The following is a 21338-nucleotide window of genomic DNA, read 5'->3' on the forward strand; positions in this document are numbered from 1 at the left end:
GATACGGGTCCATTATTTATTTGCGGGAGAATCGCTACAATGAGCGCCTATGGAAGACAACACCCCCATCGCTGCTGAACCCCGGCCAGCGCAGCGTCGCCGTAAGCCGAGCGTGATCGAGATCTTAGGGGAGATTCTCGTGACTGTTGGGGCAGTGATGCTGCTGTTCGGGTTTTATGAAGCCTATTGGACGAATCTGCAGGCTGCCCGCAACCAGGCTGAGGTGGAGGCACAGCTCACAGATTTGTGGGATGAGGGGACAAACACTAATCCGGGCGGGGATGATCTGGTGAATCGTCGCCAATTTCATGCCCCGGAGCTGGGTGAAGCGTTTGCCCGCATGTATATTCCGAAGTTTGGTGCCGACTGGCAGTTCGCGATTGTTGAAGGCACTGAAGATGCGGATCTTCTGAAAGGACCCGGCCGCTATGTGACCAGCCAAATGCCGGGTGAGGCGGGAAATTTTGCGATTGCCGGGCACCGGGTTGGCAAGGGTGCGCCGTTTAACGATCTTGGTAATCTGCAGGCTTGTGACACTGTGGTGGTGGAGACACGAACCGACTGGGAGATTTATAAAGTGTTGCCGGTAAGCGCGGATGGTAAACCGCGTGCCGAGGAAGCGGCGGCCTGTTTGAATGAGCATCAGGTGGAGGAAGTGACCGCCGGGAAATATCAGGATCTTGACGGCCGCTATATTACGACGCCCGGTAATTTTGGGGTGACCTATGCGGTGCCGAATGTGGAGCAAGCCCCCGCTGAGGATGATGAATCCTTGTTGACGATGACTACCTGTCATCCACAGTTTTCCAATAAAGAACGCATGATCATTCACGCGATGCTGACCCGCACTGAACCGAAGGTGCCTGGGCAGCGGCCCGCCGAAATGGAGGCAAAGTAGATGTATTCCTGGATGTGGTCGAAGTTGCCTGGTCAATGGCCGGTGAAACTGATTATTACCTTGATTATTGCGGTTGCAGTGTTTTTTCTGCTTATGGAAGTGGTGTTTCCATGGGTGTCGTCGATGATGCCCTATAACGAGGTTGCTGTGTAGCCGGTTTGTAAGGCTGCTGGCTCACAGGTTGTGGCCGTATTCCTGGCGAGTTGCCCGGAATACGGCCACTGCTGGTTACAGACCAAGATTTTCGATGACTTGCTCGGCGATGAGTTGTGGTTTCACGGACTGGTCTTGATTGCTAAACACTACGACGGCGGTCGTGTCTTTCGCCACGGCGTAGACGGAATGGCCGTCGCCGCCGAGACGGCCTCCTGTCCACCCAACTGGATCGTTGGCAGGGTTGGTGGTTTCGACTGGGGCAGCCCAGTCCACCACATCCATCGCCTCCCGCGGGGTGTTCATGTGGCGCACAATAATGGTGAGTTGGGGATCGTCGGGATAGGACCAGATGACGCAGGCTGGGGGGTCGAATCGGGTGTCGATTCCTTGGCCGGTGATGCGTTGACCGTTGGCGTCAGCGGCAAATTGGCTATCCAAATAGGGGCAGGGTTCTTGGGCTGCTTTGCCTTCCGGGATTGTGGGCATGGCATCAATTGGCAGGGTGACTGCTGGTTGGTCAGCGTCGACGGAGGTTGCGGTAGTAGTGGCTGGTGCTGGGGTGGGTGGTTCTTCGCTGCTGCAGGCTGCTGCGGTGACGGTGAGGGTGGCCAGTAGGATGGACAATAGTGTTCGGCGCATAACTAGTAAGCCTAGATCCCGTCGCCGGTGACTTCCTACCCGGCGGATGATTGGTGCCGTGTGGTGCCGGTGTGGTGAGTGGGTGTGAGAAGAGGAATGTGATGGCTGATGGTGTCCCTGCCGGCGATGGTGTTGCTTCGCCGTCGGAGCGTAATACTCGTAGCACTGCGCCGCGATCTGCTGCTGTAACCGCTGCCAGTGGGGAGGATTGTGTGGATTCCACAGTGCACGACACGAAAAAGCCGCAGGAGTCTTCGGCGCTGCCTGACGATGATGCGCTGCAGTCGCGGGGATGGGGGTCGCGAGTGTGGTGGCTGAAACAGAAACTGCAGGCGGCCGGCGATAAAGCGGTGAGCGGGGATGCGAGTGTCCGTCCACCGGCGGCGGCGCCTATTTCGGAAGCGGGGATTGTTGCCCGCCCGGGATGGCAGGCGATCACCCAAGGAATCCATATTCTTACCTATGGATTGTTGGCGGTGGTGGTGGCTACTGCTGCCCGCCGCAATATTGAGCTAGAGCTGCTCACCACCGGGGTGTGTATTGCGTTCGGATTGACCTATATGGCATGTGCTTCCCGCTACCATAAGCTGCCGCCGTGGCAGGCACAGCTGTGGGTTTTGGTGTTGTCGCTGCTGTGGGGGGCGTTGATTCCCCTCGAGCAGACCAGCCTGTATCTGGTGTTTCCGCTGTATTTTCTGTATTTGCGGGTGATGCCTGATTGGCGGGGAATTGCGGCGGTGATTGCTGCCACCTGTTTTAGTATTTTCAGCCAGTCGGGGCATTTAACTGCCGGAGCGATTCTTGGACCGACTGTTGCTGCCCTGGTGAGTATTGGGATTGATTATGCGTTTCGGACACTGTGGAAGGTTTCCGCGGAGCGGGAGGCACTGATCGGCGAGTTGATTGCTACCCGTAGCCAGTTGGCGGCGACGGAACGTGCCCAGGGTGTTGCCGCGGAGCGGCAGCGTATCGCCCACGAGATTCATGACACGCTGGCACAAGGTTTATCGTCGATTCAGATGCTGTTGTATGTTGCCGATCAGGAGCTTGCCCCGTTGCAGGAGCAGCTTCCGGCGGGGCAAGCTTTGACGCAGGCACGGGCGCGGATAGCGCAAGCCAAGCAGGTGGCGCACGATAATCTTGGGGAAGCGCGGGCGATGATTGCTGCCTTGCAGCCGGCGGCGTTGGCGAGCTCTTCGATAGCTGACGCGCTGCAGCGGGCTGCCGCCGGGGTGGTGGGGGTTGATGTGGGGATTGTGATCGACGGGGAACCACGTCCACTGCCGATGCGTGTAGAGGCGGCGCTGCTGCGCATTGCGCAGGGTGCACTTGGTAATGTTGCCACGCATAGTCAAGCGGAAAAAGCCCAGGTGACGTTGACATATTTGGATGACACAGTGCGTCTTGATGTGGTGGATAACGGGGTGGGTTTCGATCCGGCGAAGATTGCGGCACGTCCCGCCGGATTGGGGCATGTCGGATTGGCGGCGATGCGGCAACGTGCCCGTGAACAGCAGGGCAGTTTGACGGTGGAAGCCTCCCCGGGGCAAGGTTGTATGCTCAGCGTAGCCTTACCGGCGCCGACAGCCTAGGATGACTGTCAAGTGTGTAATCCGCATCTTCGATGGGATCGCGGCACGGTGGCTGGGCGGCAACCAGCCGTCACCTGTATCGCCCCGGCAGGGTGAACAGGACAGTGTCGCTGCTGCGTGTCACAGATAATGATCAATGCACCCCGGAGGGTGCTGTATGAGGACGAGGTTTCCCCGATGAGTATTCGAGTTTTGCTCGCCGACGACCACGAGATTGTGCGGTTAGGTCTGCGAGCTGTCCTCGAGGCAGCCGACGACATTACAGTGGTCGGGGAGGTGTCCTCTGCGGAAGATGCAATTGAGGCGGCGAAGGTCGGGGGAATCGACGTTATTTTGATGGATCTGCGGTTCGGTGCCGGCGCCGACGGGCAGCTGGTGTCGACCGGCGCTGATGCGACAGCAGCAATTAAAGCTACCGTCGATAACCCGCCGAATGTGTTGGTAGTGACAAACTATGACACCGACGCGGAGATCATCGGCGCAATTGAGGCGGGTGCGGTTGGTTATCTGCTGAAAGATGCGCCCCCGAGCGAGTTGCTGGCGGCGGTGCGTTCCGCGGCGGAAGGGGATTCGGCGTTAAGCCCGGTGGTTGCTAACCGGTTGATGACCCGGGTACGCACCCCACGCACCTCGCTGACACCCCGCGAACTTGAAGTGTTGACCCTGGTTGCGGCCGGCTCATCCAATCGGGATATTGGCAAAATGCTGTTTCTGTCCGAGGCGACAGTGAAATCCCATCTGGTGCATATCTACGACAAGCTGGGGGTGCGTTCCCGCACATCGGCGGTGGCCGCCGCCCGCGAACAAGGAGTGCTGTAAGCCGCAAAAACCAGCGAGACAGCAGACAACGGCTCGCACAAGGGTTTCGCTCGACAGGTTTGGCTACAAAGCCGAGACCTCGTCGATGCACCCTCTGCGAGCCGTTGCTCTTAGTTCACCGATGCAGTGATGTCCGCCGCACCAGGATTTTGCCGGGCTGCTGCACACACTGCAGGTGTCAGGTTAGCGATTATTCGCCAAATGGGGGTGTGCTTCGTCGAAGGCGCGCAACAGTTCATCGGAGAGCTTGCCACGGTCAGCCACATCCCAGCCGTTATCGCGTGCCCACTGGCGGCGAGCCTTGTTCAGCTCCCGGTCGGCTTGCGACGGGGCGGAACGGCGCTTGTTTTGCCGCTGTTGCTGCGGCACATAGATGGATGCCACCTCAATTAGACGGGCAAAAGTGTTGCGGACTTCTTGGGCACTAGCAGGCGACAAATCCAGCTGATAATGGGTCTCGTCGAGGGCGAAACGCAGCACCTGCAGATCCTGCTCGTCGATTGGTTCGCCGGTGAGGTCGTCGTAATAGCGGGTGATTTCTTTTCGTGCCATAAGGTCACGCCTTTCTTGCTCGATGTGGTTTGCAAGCAACAATGCACAATACTGCGGCTGCCCGTGAACGTGATTTGGCATTGCCCGCGGAGATTACCGCCCAGCAAGGGTGAGATGTGTTCCCCGATGCCCCTATTTATGTTCGCAATGCGCCAGGCTCAGCAGATGTGTTGCTGCACATCTTTACGCTCATGAATTTGTTAATTGACGCAAGAAGCATCATCTATTGAAACAGTAGCTGAAATCGGCAAATGGAACAACCATTATCTTTACCGGCGACGTATTCTTACGTTCTTCTTAAGGTTGTGGGGGTGTGATTGCTTGCTCCCACTGTTTTTCCAAAGCCGAATTTGCATCCTATTCCTGTGGACGAATTTGGCACGGCCAAATCCAATCCCGCTGTGTTTGAGCTGGGAAGATGCTGGAAGAATATGTGCACTTTACCGTGACAATTAAGAAAATCTGTCTGATCAATTCCCGTCTAGTGTGGTATTTCCGTTCTGTTTTACCCGGTAGTGGGAAACAGTGTGCAACATATCCCCAACCGTGGATGTGCGGGATGGTGGCGTGACCGCACATCCAGAGAGCAAGAAGCAGCCACCACAAAACGACTGCCCTTATCAGATGGCCGGATCAACGAATACGGTTAATCATGGCACACCCGATAAGGGCAGATGCAAAGATGGGAAAACCCGGGCAGAGGAACAGCCGTCAACGACTGTCCCCCGAATAGGGCAGGTGGAACGAGGCGTTCACCCGCCAAGTAACGCTATCCAGTGCTACTGGTGCGGATAGCGATCTTCCTCCAGTTTCCGGTGCACATCACCGGTAACAGTTTCAAGATCTTCGCTGATCGCCTGATGAATACGGTTGCGCTGCGTGGTACCCATCGAGTCGGCATTATTGGTGGCAGCGATGAGTTTATCGAGCCGGGAATCAATGTCCCGCTGGAAACCGCTCGGCAGCGGGGCGTTGTTCACCGTTTCCCGCAGCTGTTCAATACGCGCTTTTAACGGTGCACCCAAACCGGAATACTGTGCCAGCTTGTCGGCGGACACACCATGCCGGCTTGCTTCCTGCTTGACGAGCTGTTCCCGCGCCCAGGTGATACCCCGATACGCGAGCGGCAGCAGCAACGGCGCGAGCAGCCGTGCCGCACCAGTGTAGCGGCGCACCGTCTGTGCATTGAAGGAACCTGCCTTGAGCTGTTTGTAGGTTGCCTTCGCCATCCGCTCATTGTGCTTCTGCTTTGCCTTGAGATTCTTATGATGCTGCTTTTCCAACAGTTTGCGCTCTTTAGTGAGGAGCTTCTGCTGCCGCAGAGCAAGCTTGGTGCCTTCGCGCACTTCTGATTTGGCGTGCTGTTTCGCAGCTTTATACATTGCTTTGTTCTTCGCGCGGCGGGTGAGTAGTCGGCTGAAAAGCCCCATGAGATTCCTTCTATCTACCTGTTGACGGTGAAGCCGTATGGTGTTGTGCGCAACGAACAACACTGCCTTTTCGGAAAACCCAGATGGTTCATCCACCATCTGGTGCAGCAGGTGATATCCGCCGGCTGTGGAAGCGGTGCTCGTTGAGCTGATGTTTTCTCGCCAGTGTAGTCTACCGGGTGCAGATATCAGCCGCTTGCAGGGTGCTGCTGCCACCTTGCCGGGTGCAGGATTGAGGGGCGGCAAAAAAGCAAGAAACCTGACAGTCAATACCGGGGCATGAACACCCTCACCATCGTCACCCCGCCAGACGAAGGCCACCGATGAGGTCTGCCGCTGGATACAGCCGCAACGCTTCACTGTTGCTGGCATGATGAATTGACCCTCCAGGTATTGCTGCCCCGTGTTGGGGGCTGAACAGCCGAGATAGCAATAACTGGTGCAATGTCCCTTTGCGTCTACTGGTGTCCCTGGCATAGCATGAAAAATCACCCAGCAAAAAGACAACAAAACCCCGCTGAGAACTGAACAGGGGTTTCGTATTCTGCAGAATTAGATACATTGTGTACCCTTCCCGCCCTTTGCTGCCCCGTGATCTTGTGGGCTGTCGCTACGCTGTTCATCAACGAACCAGGTGGCCGCATGCGGCACCAACAGAGGCAACACTGCGCCGCGCGGGAAGAGCAGCCGCCGTTCGTGACGATGTGTTTGCGCTGCTACCCGACAAACCGGCACCCGGCGAGCCCGGTGCGTTTCGCCGAATAGATATCGATGCATGGCTAATTGCTGATGGTCTCGGGGAACCAGAGGTGTTGCCGGTGCACCTGCCAGGGGCACAAGGACACACCGCCACGCCAACCCCGATCCGGGAATCGGAAACAGCAACACCAAGTACGACAGAAACAGCCGAAACATTAGAAGAAGCAGCCACCCGCTGGTGGTTTGGGCAGGCCTACACCTTGGAAGCAATGGCCGCTGGGGCGACAATCATCACTGGTGCGCGGCTCAGCGTCACCGTTGACGGCCAAGAATTTCAACTAGCAATCGACGTCCTTGTAAAAAACGGGGACACCTATCTGCCTGTGCTGCTGTCCCAGCATCGGGTTGCCCGCCCCCACGCCGGGGCATCCCAGCTCCTCATCGGCACGAAACGGCTTGGACTTGCTGCACCAGTGCGGGGACCGTGGAAGATGAAACATCACGCCCACGACGGGTATCGCATCGCACTCGCTGGGCTGGCCTTAACCAGTCTCGGATTTACCTGCCCCCATGTGGCGGTCATCGGGCAAGACAAAACCCGGGCATTTCTCGTCAACCCGGTCGACTATGAACGCGCCCTCCACGGGGCGATTGCAGTAGCAATCCCGAACCATCCCCAACGCGTAAAACAATGCGCAAGCTGCCGCTTCTTCTTCGACTGTGGTCCGAAACTGCACCAGCTTGACGATATTTCACTGGTGCTTCCCGGACAGAAAGCCGCACCGTACCGGGAAGCAGGAATCACCACTGTTGACCAGCTGAGCCGCATCAACGACAGCAATGGTCGAAAAGCCCGCGCCTGGCAGCAGGGCATCACCGCGTATCTTCGAACAGATGCACAGCTGCCGCCACTACGGGACATCGAAATAGATGTCGATGTGGAAAGCTATCTTGATCGCGGCGCCTACCTGTGGGGCGCCTTTGACGGTCGTGAATATCGCAGCTTCCACACCTTCCAAGGATTAGGGCAACCCCACGAAGCTTCCGCCTTCGCCCAGTTTTGGGACTACATATCCACCACCATTACTACAGCAACCGCCGCCGGGAACACCGTTGGCGTGTACTGTTTTGCCGCAGGAGGGGAAAACCATTGGCTTCGCTCCCAGGCAGCCCGCTTCGGTGGAATCACTACCGCGGAAGGGCTCACCTGCCCGGATACGGCGACCATCGAGGAGTTTATCGCCTCACCATATTGGATTGACGTGTTCAGCCAAGTGAAACGCTGCCTCGATTCCCCGGAAGGATTGGGGCTGAAAATAGTTGCCCCACTGGCCGGATTCCACTGGGATAGCGACGACATTGATGGTGAACGCTCCCTGCACTACTATCGCATCGCCCGCGGCTTCATCACCGACCCGCAGCTCACCGCCGACGATGCCCAACAGCTACTCATTAGCTACAACCGGGGGGATGTGCGGGCAACAAGTGCGGTGCGGCATTGGTTGCATGCGGGCGCGCCGGGCATCCCCCATGAACAGCAGATTTAACTCCTTACATTGCTGCAGGGACGGCAATATTTGGCCTGCCGGTAACGATAAACAGCTGCAGAAATAGCGATCGCCGCCAGGGGATATCCCTGACGGCGATGAAAAGCCTGTTGTGGCAGCGCGGGTTATGGCGCAGTCACATTCCGTGCACGCTGCTGCCTTGTGAAAATCCTAGGAAGAACCGAACAGTCCGGAGCTACCCGAGGAGATCGTCTTGTTTTCCTCGATGAGGTTGCAGTACTCGGCCAGCCGCAGGTTGTGGTTGATGTACTGCTTGAGCTGCTTGTCTTGCTCTTCGGTCAGTGGCTTACCAACGGCCTCAATGTACTTTTCGCTGTACAGACGGCTGAACTGGTATGCAGTTTTGTTCAGCAAGCCAGCTTCGGCCATGTCGGCCTTAATTTGGGTGCAGTTAATCTTGTCGGTGGCGATTTCTGCCTGGGCGGCGGGGGCAACAATACCGGTTGCAACGGTGGCGCAAGCCGCAGCGATCATCAAAGCGCGTTTCATGCGCTCTCCTTTCACAATGTGTCGACGTCCTGGAATGGGCAGAGATCTGTCCGGTTTTTTTGAGAAAAACCCAGAATGTGAACACGATTTACACGATGTTGAGCTGTAAACACAGCAATGCAGCAGTATCTTACCTGCACACCCCTATGAGATCACAGCAGTCACTTGCGTAACAGACGTAAATGGGGGTGGAACAGATGCTGTACCACAGTCTTTGCCGGGTAACACCTGCATCCCCAGCGAAGGTTCATGCTCGCTGTGGAAATAATGATCGGCCGGATTGCTGCGGTATGTACCACACCAATCCAGCCGTTACCGCTCACAGGTCACTCGCAGGTGACCGTTGGGTTACTTTGCAGCGCCAGCGTACCGCTCGGCAACATCATCCCAGTTGATGACGTTCCACACAGCGGTGACATAGTCAGCCTTGACGTTCTTGTACTGCAGGTAGAAAGCATGCTCCCACATGTCGAGCATGAGCAGCGGGGTGAGGTTCACCGAGATGTTGCCCTGCTGATCGTAGAGCTGCTCGATAACGAGACGCTTACCAATGTGATCCCAGCCAAGCACTGCCCAACCGGAGCCCATGAGACCCAGTGCAGCAGCAGAGAAGTGTGCCTTGAACTTTTCAAAGGAACCAAAGTCACGGTTGATAGCTTCAGCAAGCTCGCCGGTTGGTTCACCGCCACCGTTCGGGCTTAAGTTCTGCCAGAAAATGGAGTGGTTGGTGTGGCCACCCAGGTTGAACGCGAGGGTGCGGGACAGGGCAGCAACTTCCTCGCCGATGGTGCCGTTTTCGCGTGCCTTCTCCAGGGCGGCAAGGGCAGCATTGGCGCCGTTGACATAGCCCGCATGGTGCTTGTCGTGGTGCAGCCGCATGATTTCGCCGGAGATATGTGGCTCGAGCGCATCGTAGTCGTAGGGCAGGTCAGGAAGTTCGTAAACAGCCATGATTACTGGAAGTCCTCTCATCGAGACTTGTCAAGATTTTGCTACGCAGTAAGTAGTTCGCACGCTGCAGGTTTTTTAATAGCGGTGCTATTTCAACCCGCAACGTGGTGCGTGACCGCCAACTATAGGTGCATTCGGGGCAAATTCCCACCCAATGCGAGGAAATTGTTATCAATCGGTGATTGCGGTCTATTGGTGACGAAGCCTACTTTGCGCAGCGCAGTGGCTATAAGCGGGTGTGTTGAAGGAAGGGGATGGGACAAGACTGTCGGGGGTACACACCGGTTTAGCAATGCCGATTGCTGGGAACAGGAGAGGGCGAGTGCGCGTTGCATTCGATGTGTCGCTCAGCCGGATCCACATTATGTTGGGGTTAGCTACCGGCTGAACCATAGTGTTGACAAACGTTGAAAGGTGGATGACGCACGTGGGATGGTTATTTGAACGGAATACACAGCCGGTGACTGCGGAAACAGCGCTGCACGGCGGCACACATCCCGTGCTCACCGACCCGCAGCCGCATGCGGTGCTAGGAACACCGATCACCGGACCTTGGGCTGCTACCCAGCGCAGCGTACTTATCGGCATGGGTTGCTATTGGGGTGCGGAGAAACTGTTTTGGAATCAGCCAGGGGTGCTGTCTACTTCCGTCGGGTTTGCAGGCGGATTCACCCCGCACCCCACCTATCGGGAAGTATGCACGGGGCGTACCGGTCACGCAGAGGTAGTCGAAGTGGTGTATGACCCGGCACAAACCACGTTGGCGCAATTGTTGGCGGTCGCGCTTGAGCAGCATGATCCCACCCAGCTCAATCGGCAAGGCAATGATGTCGGCACCCAGTATCGGTCGGCGATTTATACCACTGGGGAGGATGCAGCCGAAGATCTTCAGGTCGCCCAGCAGTTGGTGAAAACCTTCGGGGAGCGGCTGCAGGCGGCTGGCTTTGGGTTGATTACCACCGAGGTGCGCCAGTTGGCTGAGACGCCGGCTGGCGAATATTACCGTGCCGAAGATGAGCATCAGCAGTACCTGGCGAAGAATCCGGAAGGCTATTGTCCGGTGCACGCCACCGGGGTGCGCTGCTCCACCGATCCGACGGTGAACTAGTGGCATGCCGGGGTGGTTGGCTGCACCATCTGCATGGAAACGGACATAATCGGGCACGATCGGGCAGTTTTTGGCCAGCGTTATCCCAGCGAAGATGAGAAAAATGTCACCATTGGCAGTGTTCTTGGGGCAAGTTTCCGGATATTTTCCGCCCGCCGACCGTGGAGAAACTGCTGTTCAATGGGTAAATTCCCGTCACAACCAACGCTGCTAGTGAAGTAAGACACATTTCCTTTTGGGTGTTGGGTTTGTTTCCGAACAGGGCATAATAGGTGCCAAGACTCCAACCGTGGGCGCGGGGACACGTTGCTGCGGCAGGACTATCAGGTAGGCGACATCGTCATTGTCGCCGGCTTGCTGCAGCAGCATCGGCCACAGTCGCAATTATCGTTCCGTAACGATGAGCTTTGTAACAAAGACAAGCCCATGGACGAATCGGTGTGAAGGGAAAACGCCACATGAAGGTCAGTGCAGGAAACAAGGTTGTTCTTATCGGCGCCGGCGATGTCGGAATTGCCTACGCGTTCAGCTTGGTGAACCAGGGGTTCTGTGACCACCTGGCAATCATCGATATCGATGAAAAGAAGCTCGAAGGCAATGTCATGGACCTCAACCACGGTGTGGTGTGGGCACGCTCCCGGACGAAGGTCACCAAGGGCACCTACGCTGACTGTGAAGACGCCGCCATGGTTGTGCTGTGTGCAGGTGCCGCACAGAAGCCAGGCGAAACCCGTCTGCAGCTTGTCGACAAAAATATGCACATTCTCAAGGGCATTGTTGACCAGGTGATGGGCAACGGCTTCGACGGGATCTTCCTCGTTGCCTCCAACCCGGTGGACGTGCTGACCTATGCTGTGTGGAAGTACTCCGGTCTGCCGGCACACCGCGTCATCGGTTCCGGTACGATTCTCGACTCGGCTCGGTTCCGCTACATGCTCGGTGAGATGTATGAGGTTGCCCCGACTTCAGTACACGCTTACATCATCGGTGAACACGGCGACACCGAATTGCCGGTGCTCTCCTCGGCCACCATTGCAGGTGTGTCGATGCGCAAGCAGCTGGAGAAAGATCCGACGCTGGAAGCGAAGCTGGAAAAGATTTTCGAAGACACCCGCGACTCGGCGTACACCATCATCGACGCGAAGGGTTCCACCTCCTACGGTATCGGTATGGGGCTGGCCCGCATCACCCGTGCCATTATCCAAAACCAGGATGTGGCACTGCCGGTTTCTGCACTGCTGCGCGGCGAATATGGTCAGCAGGACATCTATATCGGCACCCCAGCGATTATCAACCGCAAGGGTATTCGTCGTGTCGTTGAGCTGGAACTCACCGAACACGAACAGGAACGTCTCCAAAAGTCTTGCGACACGCTGCGGGAAGTACAGTCGAAGTTCTTCTAACCACAGCTAAGGTTTGCAACGATCCTGGTGGTAGTCGCCGCCGGGTGCTGTAGCTTATGACACCACCTTTGTTCCGTGCAGGGTTGCCGCATTGAACACAGGTGGTGTTGCGCATTTCTTTGGCCGTATACCGCAGTGTGCGCAGTGCCTGTGGACTGTGCACCTGCCGGCGATTGTTAGGATGAATCACAACGGACATCGCCACCCAGGTGGGTAACTGACAAGGAGGCGCCCGGTGCGTCAAGCATTGCCGAAGATTGTGGCACACCGTGGTGACAGCGGTATCCACTGTGAGAATTCGCTGCAAGCCTTCGAGTCGGCGTTTGCTTCCGGGGCGGACGTTGTCGAATGTGATCTGCGGCTTAGCAGCGGCGGCACCCCGATCGTGTTTCACGATAAAACCGTTGACCGCATGACGCGGGCATCGGGTTTGGTCAGTGACCGCCGCTACCGGGATTTTTTGGCGCTTGAATATGCCGCGGATCCGACTGCCCAACCACTGGGGTTGGCGAGCCTGTTGGCGCTTGCCGCACAGTTCCCGGACACTGAAGTGTTCCTTGAAACAAAGTCGCATCCTTGGCAGGGCAGTGCGTTGGAAGAACGCATCGCCACAGTGGTGCACCGATCCGCTATTGATCCGGCCCGGTTGGCGGTGATCTCGTTTGATCCGCGTTCGCTGCGGACGATGCGCCGCCTTGCCCCGGCGGTACGCCGAGTGTTGCTGCGCCGGGACTGGTGGCCGGGACGCTGGCCGTTGCCTACTGCCGGCTGTGATCTGGCGGGGGTTGGCATGTCGAAAGAAACAATTGCGGATGGTAAAGCACCGTGGCCGACGGCCGGGCTGCGCTATGTATGGACTGCGAATACTGCTGAAGACCTCACCGCGGCATTGTCGGCCCCGGTGGATTATGTGGCCACGGATTATCCTGCTCGGGCGATGACGATCCGCCAGCAGCTGGCTGCACAAAACCTGGCGGAGCAGTTGCCGGAAAACCACTGCTGAACTGGTGGAGAGGCGTTGGTGCTGGCGGGGGAACCGAGTGGTGTGAGTGGGAACACTGCACCAGGTTGTGCGTTGCCATTTGCTGCGGCTGTCCAGGTGAGATGGCAAGAGTCGGCGGGTGGTTTCGCTGCACGGTGACCACTGGTGGTGGGGGAGTTTTTACCGCCAACGGTGGCCGGGTCATGGTGTTGCGGCACTTACCAGGTATATTTGAACAATTATGGCGAAAAAGAAGCGTAAAGAGTCCCTCCCCGAGGGTATGAGCCGCCGTCAGGCGAAACTAGCAGCCCGTGCCGCTGAGCGGGAAGCCCTGCAGCGGGATCCGCGTCCCTATGCGGGACTGGCAATGGAATGCGACCTGGTTGCGTTGCAGGAATTTGTGCCTTCCGCAGTAGCTTCCGTGCAGGTAGCCGGGGTAGATGAACCTGTGCATCTGTGCACGGTGCTGCCCGGGGCGATCGCCGCATTGGTGCGGGAAGAAGAAGACGGCGCTGGCCGGTATGTTGCCCTGCAGGTGCAGGCACACTCCCACAACCCGGGTCGTGACCTGGCATATGCCCTGAACTGGGTGAAAGATGCGACCCCTGGGCAGACCCTGTCCTCGACTGCTGCCGACGGCAGCCAGCCAGCATTAACTGAGCTGCTGGCAGCTGACCAGCAGCTGGCACCGGAAGCACACCAGGATTTCAACTGGTGGCTGCCGAAGGATGCTGATCCGCGTGCTGTTGCCAACCGTGGCCTGCAAGCTGCCAACGACTCCATCATTCCTTCCTACAAAGTGGAAGCGGATGTCGACGGTGTGTGCTGGTGGGTGGATGCCGGCGACAAGGCACACATCCGCTGGGTGCGAGCCGACCAGGAAGACGCCCTGCTTGCCGCATTGGCACGCATCGCAGCTGCCGGCAACCTCAACCTGGGTGACGGCACCAAGTTCGCTGGTGTGTTCCGTACCCACGGGATTCTGGTGCCAGTGTTCGACCTTGATCCGACTGTTGAACACCACACCTACAAGGATGCGTTGGAGCAGCTGAACCAGCTGTTGGCCAAGGAAGTCGCCAACGATGCGCAGCTGACCAGCGACGAACGCCGCCAGCTGGACAACATCAAGTCCCGTCAGGTGACTATCCGCTAACCCAAGGTTGCGCCGCGAACGAAGCCGCGCCCACAGCAGGTGTTGTGGGCGCGGCTTTAGTCATAGGTTTTCGGGGTGGGGCAGCCTACTGCGAATCGATGGCTACCAATTCGCCCCAAGTGAGTTAAACAACTCGTAGGCGGCTGGATCCTCCCAAGTCACCACACTGCCCACCTCGGTGTCGAGGAATGATCCGATGGGTACTGTTTCGGTTGCTGGCTGTTGTAGCAGTGCTTTAGCTGCGGGAAGCAGCTGCCACACATGGTCACCGGTGCCCAATGTCACACTGGCGGCGCCAGCTTTCATCAGCGGAATCAGCCGGAAGGGGTTGAGCCATACAGCTGGGCTGGCAATGGTATCGACTAGGGCGGCAATAAATGCCCGTTGATGTTCAACACGATCTAAGTCGCCGCGGGCAAAATTCCGGGAACGAACATAGCCTAGGGCGGCAGGGCCTGCTAGTGACTGGCAGCCGGCGGGCAAGTTAATGTTGGCCAGCGGATCATCGATCGGTTCTTCAAGACACATGGTGACCCCGCCGACAGCATCGACGATCGCTGCGAATCCGCCGAAACCGATCTCCATATAGTGGTCGATTCTAAGTCCTGTCGAGTTTTCCACGGTGGTGGCCAGCAGTTGCGGACCGCCGAAGGTAAACGCCGCATTGATCTTGTCGAATCCGTATCCGGGGATTTCCACATAGGAGTCCCGCGGAATACTCAACAGTGTTGCGGGGGTGCCACGCTCCAGGTGCAGCACCATGATGGTGTCGGTGCGGGTTGATCCAAGATCACCGCCGGTGCCCAGGGTTTGCACCTGCTGCTCGGTGAGGCCGGTGCGGGAATCTGAGCCGACCAGCAACCAGTTCGTGCCGCGGGTTTGACCGATATGCGGCGCCGGGCTGGCGGCAACCCGGTTGATTGAAGAGTCAACCGCCAACATTGCCGCCCCCAGAGCCAATACCGTCACCACAATGAGGGTGAGCAGTTTGGTGATACAGCCCCGCCCAGTGCGGCGGCGCCGCGGGCGGCGTTTTTCTGCTCGGCCAGTCGGCGCCGGTGGCACCGGTGGGGTGGCTGGCCTGCTGGGGGCAACTGGCTGTGCCTGCCGCCACCGCTGCGCGCTGCCCTGGTTAGTCGTCGGTGGTGTGGTGGGCAGCGGTAACGCCCGGGTGGCATTGTCCACCGGTGCGGGGGTGCCAAAGCCTGCCTGTGGGGCATGTGCCGCCCCAGTTTGCGGATAGCGGCGTTCATTCCCCGGCGAGCGTGGCGTACCGCGGCGGTACCCATCCGCGGATGGCTGATCAGGGGATTGTGGGCGAGCCGGGTGTTGGTTTCCCGACACAGGTGGCGTTGTCGCCGGTTTCCCGGGTGGGGGTGGCGGCACATTGCTGTGCCGACGACGAACTGGCCGCCCATAGCGATCCCGCAATATCCGCCCATAGCGGTCACGGTGATACTCGTCCCCAGCAGGAGGCTGCGGCCGCGAGGTGCCCTGCGAATTCATGCCACCATGATACTGCTGATACGAAAGTGACAGCAGGGGGCTGGAATCGCAGGTGGTGGAAACCGGTGGGCTACAAGCCGACAAACGACAGCTGACCGGAAAACAGCACCGGGCCGATAAACGCCACCACATCCAGCACGAAATGGGCAATCACCAGCGGCCACACCCGTCCTGTGCGAAGGAACACCCACCCAAACAGTAGCCCCATCGCCAGATTCCCAAACCCGGCACTAATCCCCTGATACAGGTGATAGCTGCCCCGTAACACTGCGCTGCACAGCACAATCCAGCCGGCATGCCAGCGCAGCTGTGCCAGCCGGGTACACAACCAGCCGACCACAACCATCTCTTCGGCAACCGCGGCCGCGGCCGCAGCCAACAGCAGCAGAGGGATCTCCGCGAAGGGGGAGGTTAGGGCTGAAGGGATAACCTGTTTCGTCCACCCGAATTGCAGACTCATCGCATACAACCCCAGCCCGGGAATCCCAACAATCGCAGCAAGCAGCACCCCCCATCCCACATCGGTGCGGTCACCCTGCCGCCACAACACACCATCCCGGGACAGCAGCAACCACGCCAACCCACCCCATGCCAACAGCGACACACTTGAGGTGAGTTGCAGCAAGACCTCCAACCAACCAACAGAAGACTGCGGAGTATGAATCACCACCTGCTGCTGATTCAACGGCACCGGGGCAAGCAGTGCACTGATCAGACGGGCCGCCGACCGCACCCCGGTGGTGGCGAACGTCACTGTAAGCACCACCGCCAACTCGGCGAACAGCAACCGCCGCAGAGGGGAATGAACCGGTGGAAGGTGGCGAACATACGCCCCAGCAGGAAGGCGCAACCAGGATGAGACAACATGCACAATCATCCAACGTTACTCCCCGCGTTGGGGAAGACCCCGGGTTACGTCGAGTGCGCCTGCTGATCGATCGCCTCCAGCAGTGCCGCGACACTCAACAGTGTCGACAGATTCGCGTGGATCGCCCCGAGTTGCACCCCGACAGGCAGCCCGTAGCCGGGCAGATGCTGGGGAATGTTGATAGCTGCATCACCAGTTAAATTAAACAACGTCGCCCACGGTGTCCAGCGGGTTTGCGCCAAGAAATCCTCCTGTGGCGGCAGCTGGGAAAACCGGCCAATCTGCGGCGGCGGCACTGCCAACGTGGGGGTGATCACCAGATCGCACCGCCAGTTCATTGCCACAAGAGCTCGGGTGTGCACAAACAGTTCTTTCGCGGTGGCCGCTTTGGCCGGTGGGCAAGCCCTACCCTCCTGCCGCAGCCAACCCACAATCGGCGAGGCCTCGCCGGAAATTGCTGTCGCCGACTGCTGTAACACTGTGGTAAACGCCGCAAACTGTGCCGGACCATACGGTTTTGGTAGCTGCACAATGCGATGGCCAGCCGCCCGTAACCGGCCTGCCGCCTGGACCACTGCCGCACGATGCGCCGGGTGAACTATCGGTCCGTCGTCCTCCAGCGGTGCCCCGTCGCCGTGCAACGCTGCCGTTGTCACCCCAATGGTCAGCTGTCGATCAATCCTGGTCAGTGGCACATTGTGCAAATATGCCGTGTCCGCCACATTGCGGGTAAGGAATCCTTGCGCAAGCGGTTTCGCAGTGGATGCATCATGCGGGGGTTTCAACCCCACCAGTCCGCACGCTGCTGCGGGCACCCGAATCGATCCACCTCCATCAGAGCCGTGCGCAAACGGGAGCACACCACGCGCCACAGCTGCCGCCGCCCCACCCGACGAGCCGCCCGGTGTGTGCCCAGGTAGCAGTGGATTATCGACCGCTGGCATGCCCACCGGTTCCGTGTAGGCGGTCATTCCCATCTCGGAAGTTTGGGTTTTCCCCACTACAACACAACCTGCGGCACGCAGCGCTGCAGCAAACGGATCAGAAGCCGATGGCATCGTAACCCGATGAGCTGAGCCGAATGCGGTGGGCATACCGGCTACATCCATGAGATCCTTCACCGCGGTCAGCTGGCCAAATAAGCGAGCCGATCGTGCACTCTGGGAGCTTTTCCTTAACCGATGTGCAGTGTCCAGTGCCGAATCAATTGCCAGGTGCGAAAATCCGTGCTGTGCGGGAGTGAGCTGCTCCAATGAGGCTGCACACTGCTCCACCGCGGCGACAAGAGTTTCGGGATGTTCACGGGCATCGCGTACTGCTGCGGCAAGCTGCGAACCTTTGAGATAGCTGGACACAACCCAGTAGCGTACCGGGTAGTCGCCACCAGCAGTGCCACCGCTATCATGATGGCAACCATCTTCAGTCAACGTCAACCATGCACCACATCGAGGAATCTGCGTTGTTGTGAAAGATACAGCAAGTGGATGGTGTCTCCCCGCTGTGGGTATTCCCCAGACTACTGTTGTCAGTGGGGCGTGGGTCGGAAGCTGTGAACAAGCCCATGCACCCCTTTCCAGCCGGTGCACCCGAACGAGCAGCCACCTAACTATTACAGTGGTCTGCATGACAACCGTGGCATATTTGGGACCGGCTGGAACATTCACCGAACAAGCGCTGCTGCAATTCGCGGCACGCGGCTGCTTCGGATCCGCCAACGACTTCACCACTCTGCCTGTTGACAGCCCCAATGCGGCGCTCGCCGCTGTCGCCGGCGGGCAGGCAACCCACGCGGTAGTGGCCATTGAAAACTCCGTCGACGGCGCGGTCACCAGCACGTTCGATGCTCTACACAATCATCCAACAGTGCAAATTATCGGCGAAACCGCCATCGACATTGCCTTCACCATCATGGCCAGGCAACCAATCGACCCTGCGACCATCACCACCTTCGCGACCCATCCGGTAGCACACCGACAAGTAGCCAGCTGGCTTGCGCAACACGCACCCAACGCCACCTTCCTCCCCGCAACATCAAACGCTGCCGCTGCACATTTGGTCGCCGAAGGCAAAGCCGACGCCGCCGCCGCCCCACCCCGCGCCGCCGAACTCACCGGCCTGGTCCCACTAGCAGAAGGTATCGCCGACGTGGCCGGGGCGCGCACCCGGTTCGTGCTCTGCACCACCGCAACAACCCCGGCGCCCCCAACCGCCCTCGACCGCACCAGTGTCGAATTTGTGCTACCCAACACCCCTGGTTCCCTCGTCGGTGCATTACAAGAATTCGCCACCCGCGGAGTCGACCTCACCTGTATCGAATCCCGCCCCACCAGGGAAAGCCTAGGCACCTATCGCTTCCACGCCGACCTCATTGGCCACATCACCGATCCGGAAGTTTCCGCTGCGTTAGCTGCGCTCTACAACCATTGCACCACGATTCGATTCCTTGGTTCGTGGAGCATCACCGAAGCCTCCCCAACCACCTCACGCACCCAGCCAAACCAGCAACAGCCCCAGCCCATCGACCACAACACACAAACCGGTGACCAGTGGGTCGCCTCATTACTGCAATAACCCCACAAGCCAGCTGCTGCACTATTACCTTGGACGAGACACACTCACAATTCCGGCGCTGGTAAGCAAACGCCGCCAATGAACCCCAAACATCTCACCAAATGGGATCTATTGCGGTGGTGCTGCACCAATGCGAAACAAGCCCCTCCAAAAGTGGGCAATGAACCTTATGGGATACTGTGTGTTCACTCATTAATGGGGGAGTTTCGGAACGTGATTCTGTATTCTGCAACCATTAGCCACCGCAGGTTGATAACGCCACGGCGAGCTTTTCAAGTGCCGTACGAACCGACCTAGCGCACGCCCCGTCCCCGATGTGTACAAAGGCGGTGGACTGCAGTGCCGATCGGCATGATGTTGGCAAACAATCACCGACTATGCGCACAACAGGTGTAGCGCAGTGGCGAGAATAGGAGCAGCAGTGGGATCGCGAATTATATTTCTCCGTCACGGGCAAACCGCGGCCAACATTAAGCGGGAACTCGATAGCCGCCCCCCAGGATCACCACTGACTGCGCATGGCCAGCAGCAGGCAACCGCTGCTGGCGAGGCACTTGCCCGACATCTGCAAGTTACTGAAGGTCAGCTGGGGCGGTTAGGCAAGATTGTCCATTCCACTGCTACACGCGCCCGACAAACCGCCAACCTCGCTGCAGAAAGTTTGGCCAACAGTGTCGGTCTGTCAGTCATACCTACTCCTCCGGAAGAGATCGCTGGCATCCACGAATTCTCGGCAGGAATCTATGAAGATTCCACCACTGAAGAGGCCTACCGCGCATATATTGGTGCCTTCCAAAGGATCATGCGTGGCGATGACTCTGCAGGAGTACCCGGCGGGGAAACCGGCGCCGAGTTCCTTGACCGATATCTCCCTGCACTTGAAACGCAATTCGACACCCTCGAGCCGGATCAGGACTTAGTAGTTGTCAGCCACGGCGCGGCGATCCGGATGATCACCGCGCGCGCCACAGGAACCGAACCACGGCATATGGTTGAAAACTATCTAGATAACTGCGACATCAGCATCGTTGAACCAGAAGGGCGGCCTTTCGGCCAATGGAATCTGCGATATTGGGTGAGTGACGAACTCCTTACTCAGCCGTGGATCAAACAGCGGTAGCCCCTTTTTGGGGGAGGGAAGGACTGAGATAGGGGTTCGCATGTGTTCGTTGGTGGTGGTCTGACAGCGACCTTCTCGTTAGCTGCAGGAACACAACAGCCCTACCTGGATATCGGCAGCTCACTCCCCACGCTGCCTCGCGATGTTACCTAACGGAGTTAGGAATTAGACTAGTTTCGTGGTGGAATGGTCTGAACAACCAGTCCAAATTAGGGTCTGTGACTTGTTCGCCTGTTGTGGACTGGAATCGAAGCGTTTGACCAAACGTGTTGCATAACCGGTTCTGTTGAACAATTATGTTTGTAGCTTGTTTTCAGCTATCTGCATACGCATTTCCCAAAGTTTTGAAAGGCTTGCACATGCACTCCATTCTTCGCACCGCCGTAGCCGGCGCTGCCGCACTTTCTCTGACCTTCGGCGCTATGTCCGTCGCTCAGGCTAACGAGGACTCCGATCAGGCGTCCCAGACCCAGACCCAGACCCAGTCTGATTCCAACTCCTCCAAGGACAACAACCCACTGGGCTCCCTGTCCTCCAAGAAGGACAACGATTCGGAACGTTCTGAGGCTTCCTCCAAGCTTGACTCCCTGTCTGGCAAAATTGGCTCCAAGCTTGATGCGCAGGATCCTGCCGACGGTACCGCACTGTTCGGTTCCAGCACCGCTGACTTCAATGAACAGCCAAAATGGGCAAAGGCTATGGCCATCACCACCTATGTTGGTGTAATCGGTTCATTCCTGGGTCTGGTTGTCTTCCCGGCATACAACTTCTTGGTTGCTAACAACATGCTTCCGGGCATGCCTCGCTAAGTCATCCATAGCTCCTTCACGAACC

The 21338-nt window shown here is 58.1% G+C and carries 21 protein-coding genes; 13 read left to right on the forward strand and 8 right to left on the reverse strand.

Translation table 11 applies throughout. The features are described from left to right. Window positions 1–49: 49 nt before the first annotated feature. Both CCHOA_RS00350 and CCHOA_RS10585 read left to right on the forward strand, forming a co-directional pair. Complete coding sequence (locus tag CCHOA_RS00350) at window positions 50–898, forward strand: class E sortase (protein WP_123925647.1); 849 nt, start codon at window positions 50–52, stop codon at window positions 896–898. Then, on the forward strand, window positions 899–1051 hold the full coding sequence (locus CCHOA_RS10585; protein ID WP_206425802.1) for a hypothetical protein: 153 nt from the start codon (window positions 899–901) through the stop codon (window positions 1049–1051). 75 nt (window positions 1052–1126) lie between these two features. Here CCHOA_RS10585 and CCHOA_RS00355 read toward each other — a convergent pair whose 3' ends face one another. Next, window positions 1127–1693, reverse strand: coding sequence for a DUF2020 domain-containing protein (locus tag CCHOA_RS00355; protein ID WP_123925649.1), 567 nt, complete (start codon window positions 1691–1693; stop codon window positions 1127–1129). 101 nt (window positions 1694–1794) lie between these two features. Between CCHOA_RS00355 and CCHOA_RS00360 the strand changes: the two genes are divergently transcribed. Then, complete coding sequence (locus tag CCHOA_RS00360; RefSeq protein ID WP_123925651.1) at window positions 1795–3285, forward strand: sensor histidine kinase; 1491 nt, start codon at window positions 1795–1797, stop codon at window positions 3283–3285. A gap of 177 nt (window positions 3286–3462) precedes the next feature. Continuing rightward, window positions 3463–4104: a LuxR C-terminal-related transcriptional regulator gene (locus CCHOA_RS00365; RefSeq protein ID WP_123925653.1), complete on the forward strand. Its 642-nt coding sequence runs from the start codon at window positions 3463–3465 to the stop codon at window positions 4102–4104. A gap of 183 nt (window positions 4105–4287) precedes the next feature. Here CCHOA_RS00365 and CCHOA_RS00370 read toward each other — a convergent pair whose 3' ends face one another. Next, on the reverse strand, window positions 4288–4656 hold the full coding sequence (locus tag CCHOA_RS00370; RefSeq protein WP_164472325.1) for a histone-like nucleoid-structuring protein Lsr2: 369 nt from the start codon (window positions 4654–4656) through the stop codon (window positions 4288–4290). 779 nt (window positions 4657–5435) lie between these two features. After that, window positions 5436–6086, reverse strand: a complete 651-nt coding sequence (locus CCHOA_RS00375) for a DUF6474 family protein (protein WP_123925657.1) — start codon at window positions 6084–6086, stop codon at window positions 5436–5438. A gap of 563 nt (window positions 6087–6649) precedes the next feature. Between CCHOA_RS00375 and CCHOA_RS00380 the strand changes: the two genes are divergently transcribed. After that, window positions 6650–8332: a TM0106 family RecB-like putative nuclease gene (locus CCHOA_RS00380; protein ID WP_164472326.1), complete on the forward strand. Its 1683-nt coding sequence runs from the start codon at window positions 6650–6652 to the stop codon at window positions 8330–8332. Window positions 8333–8503: 171 nt separating this feature from the next. Here the strand turns inward: CCHOA_RS00380 and CCHOA_RS00385 are convergent, their stop codons facing one another. Then, window positions 8504–8857, reverse strand: coding sequence for a hypothetical protein (locus CCHOA_RS00385; protein ID WP_123925661.1), 354 nt, complete (start codon window positions 8855–8857; stop codon window positions 8504–8506). Between the two features lie 333 nt (window positions 8858–9190). Further along, complete coding sequence (locus CCHOA_RS00390; protein ID WP_123925663.1) at window positions 9191–9793, reverse strand: superoxide dismutase; 603 nt, start codon at window positions 9791–9793, stop codon at window positions 9191–9193. Window positions 9794–10220: 427 nt separating this feature from the next. Between CCHOA_RS00390 and msrA the strand changes: the two genes are divergently transcribed. The 5 genes from msrA (at window position 10221) to CCHOA_RS00415 (ending at window position 14439) form a co-directional block, all read left to right on the forward strand. Continuing rightward, entirely contained in the window at window positions 10221–10901 is a 681-nt protein-coding gene (gene msrA / locus CCHOA_RS00395; RefSeq protein WP_123925665.1) for a peptide-methionine (S)-S-oxide reductase MsrA, read from the forward strand. A 33-nt stretch (window positions 10902–10934) separates the two neighbouring features. After that, the gene (locus CCHOA_RS00400) at window positions 10935–11123 is read left to right on the forward strand and encodes a hypothetical protein (protein WP_123925667.1); all 189 of its coding nucleotides are present in this window, start codon (window positions 10935–10937) and stop codon (window positions 11121–11123) included. A 236-nt stretch (window positions 11124–11359) separates the two neighbouring features. Beyond that, complete coding sequence (locus CCHOA_RS00405; RefSeq protein ID WP_123925669.1) at window positions 11360–12304, forward strand: L-lactate dehydrogenase; 945 nt, start codon at window positions 11360–11362, stop codon at window positions 12302–12304. 235 nt (window positions 12305–12539) lie between these two features. After that, window positions 12540–13307 carry a glycerophosphodiester phosphodiesterase gene (locus CCHOA_RS00410; RefSeq protein ID WP_164472327.1) on the forward strand — a complete coding sequence of 256 codons (768 nt, stop codon included), beginning with the start codon at window positions 12540–12542 and terminating at the stop codon, window positions 13305–13307. 220 nt (window positions 13308–13527) lie between these two features. Further along, on the forward strand, window positions 13528–14439 hold the full coding sequence (locus CCHOA_RS00415; RefSeq protein ID WP_123925673.1) for a DUF5926 family protein: 912 nt from the start codon (window positions 13528–13530) through the stop codon (window positions 14437–14439). A 102-nt stretch (window positions 14440–14541) separates the two neighbouring features. On the opposite strand, the gene CCHOA_RS00420 is transcribed toward CCHOA_RS00415, so the two are convergent. The 3 genes from CCHOA_RS00420 to CCHOA_RS00430 all read right to left on the reverse strand — a co-directional run bounded on the left by CCHOA_RS00420 (window position 14542) and on the right by CCHOA_RS00430 (window position 18246). Next, on the reverse strand, window positions 14542–15945 hold the full coding sequence (locus CCHOA_RS00420; RefSeq protein ID WP_123925675.1) for an LCP family protein: 1404 nt from the start codon (window positions 15943–15945) through the stop codon (window positions 14542–14544). 70 nt (window positions 15946–16015) lie between these two features. Beyond that, on the reverse strand, window positions 16016–16822 hold the full coding sequence (locus CCHOA_RS00425) for a CPBP family intramembrane glutamic endopeptidase (RefSeq protein WP_123925677.1): 807 nt from the start codon (window positions 16820–16822) through the stop codon (window positions 16016–16018). Between the two features lie 35 nt (window positions 16823–16857). Continuing rightward, on the reverse strand, window positions 16858–18246 hold the full coding sequence (locus tag CCHOA_RS00430) for an amidase (protein WP_245992147.1): 1389 nt from the start codon (window positions 18244–18246) through the stop codon (window positions 16858–16860). A 190-nt stretch (window positions 18247–18436) separates the two neighbouring features. On the opposite strand from CCHOA_RS00430, the gene pheA reads away from it, so the two are divergent. The 3 genes from pheA (at window position 18437) to CCHOA_RS00445 (ending at window position 21313) form a co-directional block, all read left to right on the forward strand. Then, window positions 18437–19384 carry a prephenate dehydratase gene (gene pheA, locus CCHOA_RS00435; RefSeq protein WP_123925681.1) on the forward strand — a complete coding sequence of 316 codons (948 nt, stop codon included), beginning with the start codon at window positions 18437–18439 and terminating at the stop codon, window positions 19382–19384. Between the two features lie 421 nt (window positions 19385–19805). Next, window positions 19806–20504, forward strand: coding sequence for a histidine phosphatase family protein (locus CCHOA_RS00440; RefSeq protein WP_164472328.1), 699 nt, complete (start codon window positions 19806–19808; stop codon window positions 20502–20504). Between the two features lie 359 nt (window positions 20505–20863). Then, entirely contained in the window at window positions 20864–21313 is a 450-nt protein-coding gene (locus tag CCHOA_RS00445; protein ID WP_123925685.1) for a hypothetical protein, read from the forward strand. Window positions 21314–21338: the final 25 nt, after the last annotated feature.

This window comes from Corynebacterium choanae (assembly GCF_003813965.1).
GTDB lineage: Bacteria > Actinomycetota > Actinomycetes > Mycobacteriales > Mycobacteriaceae > Corynebacterium > Corynebacterium choanae.

Excerpts from the sequence above, each read along its gene's own strand:
- CCHOA_RS00350 (WP_123925647.1), top strand. The coding sequence starts at position 50 with ATGGAAGACAACACCCCCATCGCTGCTGAACCCCGGCCAGCGCAGCGT.
- CCHOA_RS10585 (WP_206425802.1), top strand. The coding sequence starts at position 899 with ATGTATTCCTGGATGTGGTCGAAGTTGCCTGGTCAATGGCCGGTGAAA.
- CCHOA_RS00355 (WP_123925649.1), bottom strand. The coding sequence starts at position 1,693 with ATGCGCCGAACACTATTGTCCATCCTACTGGCCACCCTCACCGTCACC.
- CCHOA_RS00360 (WP_123925651.1), top strand. The coding sequence starts at position 1,795 with ATGGCTGATGGTGTCCCTGCCGGCGATGGTGTTGCTTCGCCGTCGGAG.
- CCHOA_RS00365 (WP_123925653.1), top strand. The coding sequence starts at position 3,463 with ATGAGTATTCGAGTTTTGCTCGCCGACGACCACGAGATTGTGCGGTTA.
- CCHOA_RS00370 (WP_164472325.1), bottom strand. The coding sequence starts at position 4,656 with ATGGCACGAAAAGAAATCACCCGCTATTACGACGACCTCACCGGCGAA.
- CCHOA_RS00375 (WP_123925657.1), bottom strand. The coding sequence starts at position 6,086 with ATGGGGCTTTTCAGCCGACTACTCACCCGCCGCGCGAAGAACAAAGCA.
- CCHOA_RS00390 (WP_123925663.1), bottom strand. The coding sequence starts at position 9,793 with ATGGCTGTTTACGAACTTCCTGACCTGCCCTACGACTACGATGCGCTC.
- CCHOA_RS00400 (WP_123925667.1), top strand. The coding sequence starts at position 10,935 with ATGGAAACGGACATAATCGGGCACGATCGGGCAGTTTTTGGCCAGCGT.
- CCHOA_RS00405 (WP_123925669.1), top strand. The coding sequence starts at position 11,360 with ATGAAGGTCAGTGCAGGAAACAAGGTTGTTCTTATCGGCGCCGGCGAT.
- CCHOA_RS00415 (WP_123925673.1), top strand. The coding sequence starts at position 13,528 with ATGGCGAAAAAGAAGCGTAAAGAGTCCCTCCCCGAGGGTATGAGCCGC.
- CCHOA_RS00420 (WP_123925675.1), bottom strand. The coding sequence starts at position 15,945 with ATGAATTCGCAGGGCACCTCGCGGCCGCAGCCTCCTGCTGGGGACGAG.
- CCHOA_RS00425 (WP_123925677.1), bottom strand. The coding sequence starts at position 16,822 with ATGATTGTGCATGTTGTCTCATCCTGGTTGCGCCTTCCTGCTGGGGCG.
- pheA (WP_123925681.1), top strand. The coding sequence starts at position 18,437 with ATGACAACCGTGGCATATTTGGGACCGGCTGGAACATTCACCGAACAA.
- CCHOA_RS00445 (WP_123925685.1), top strand. The coding sequence starts at position 20,864 with ATGCACTCCATTCTTCGCACCGCCGTAGCCGGCGCTGCCGCACTTTCT.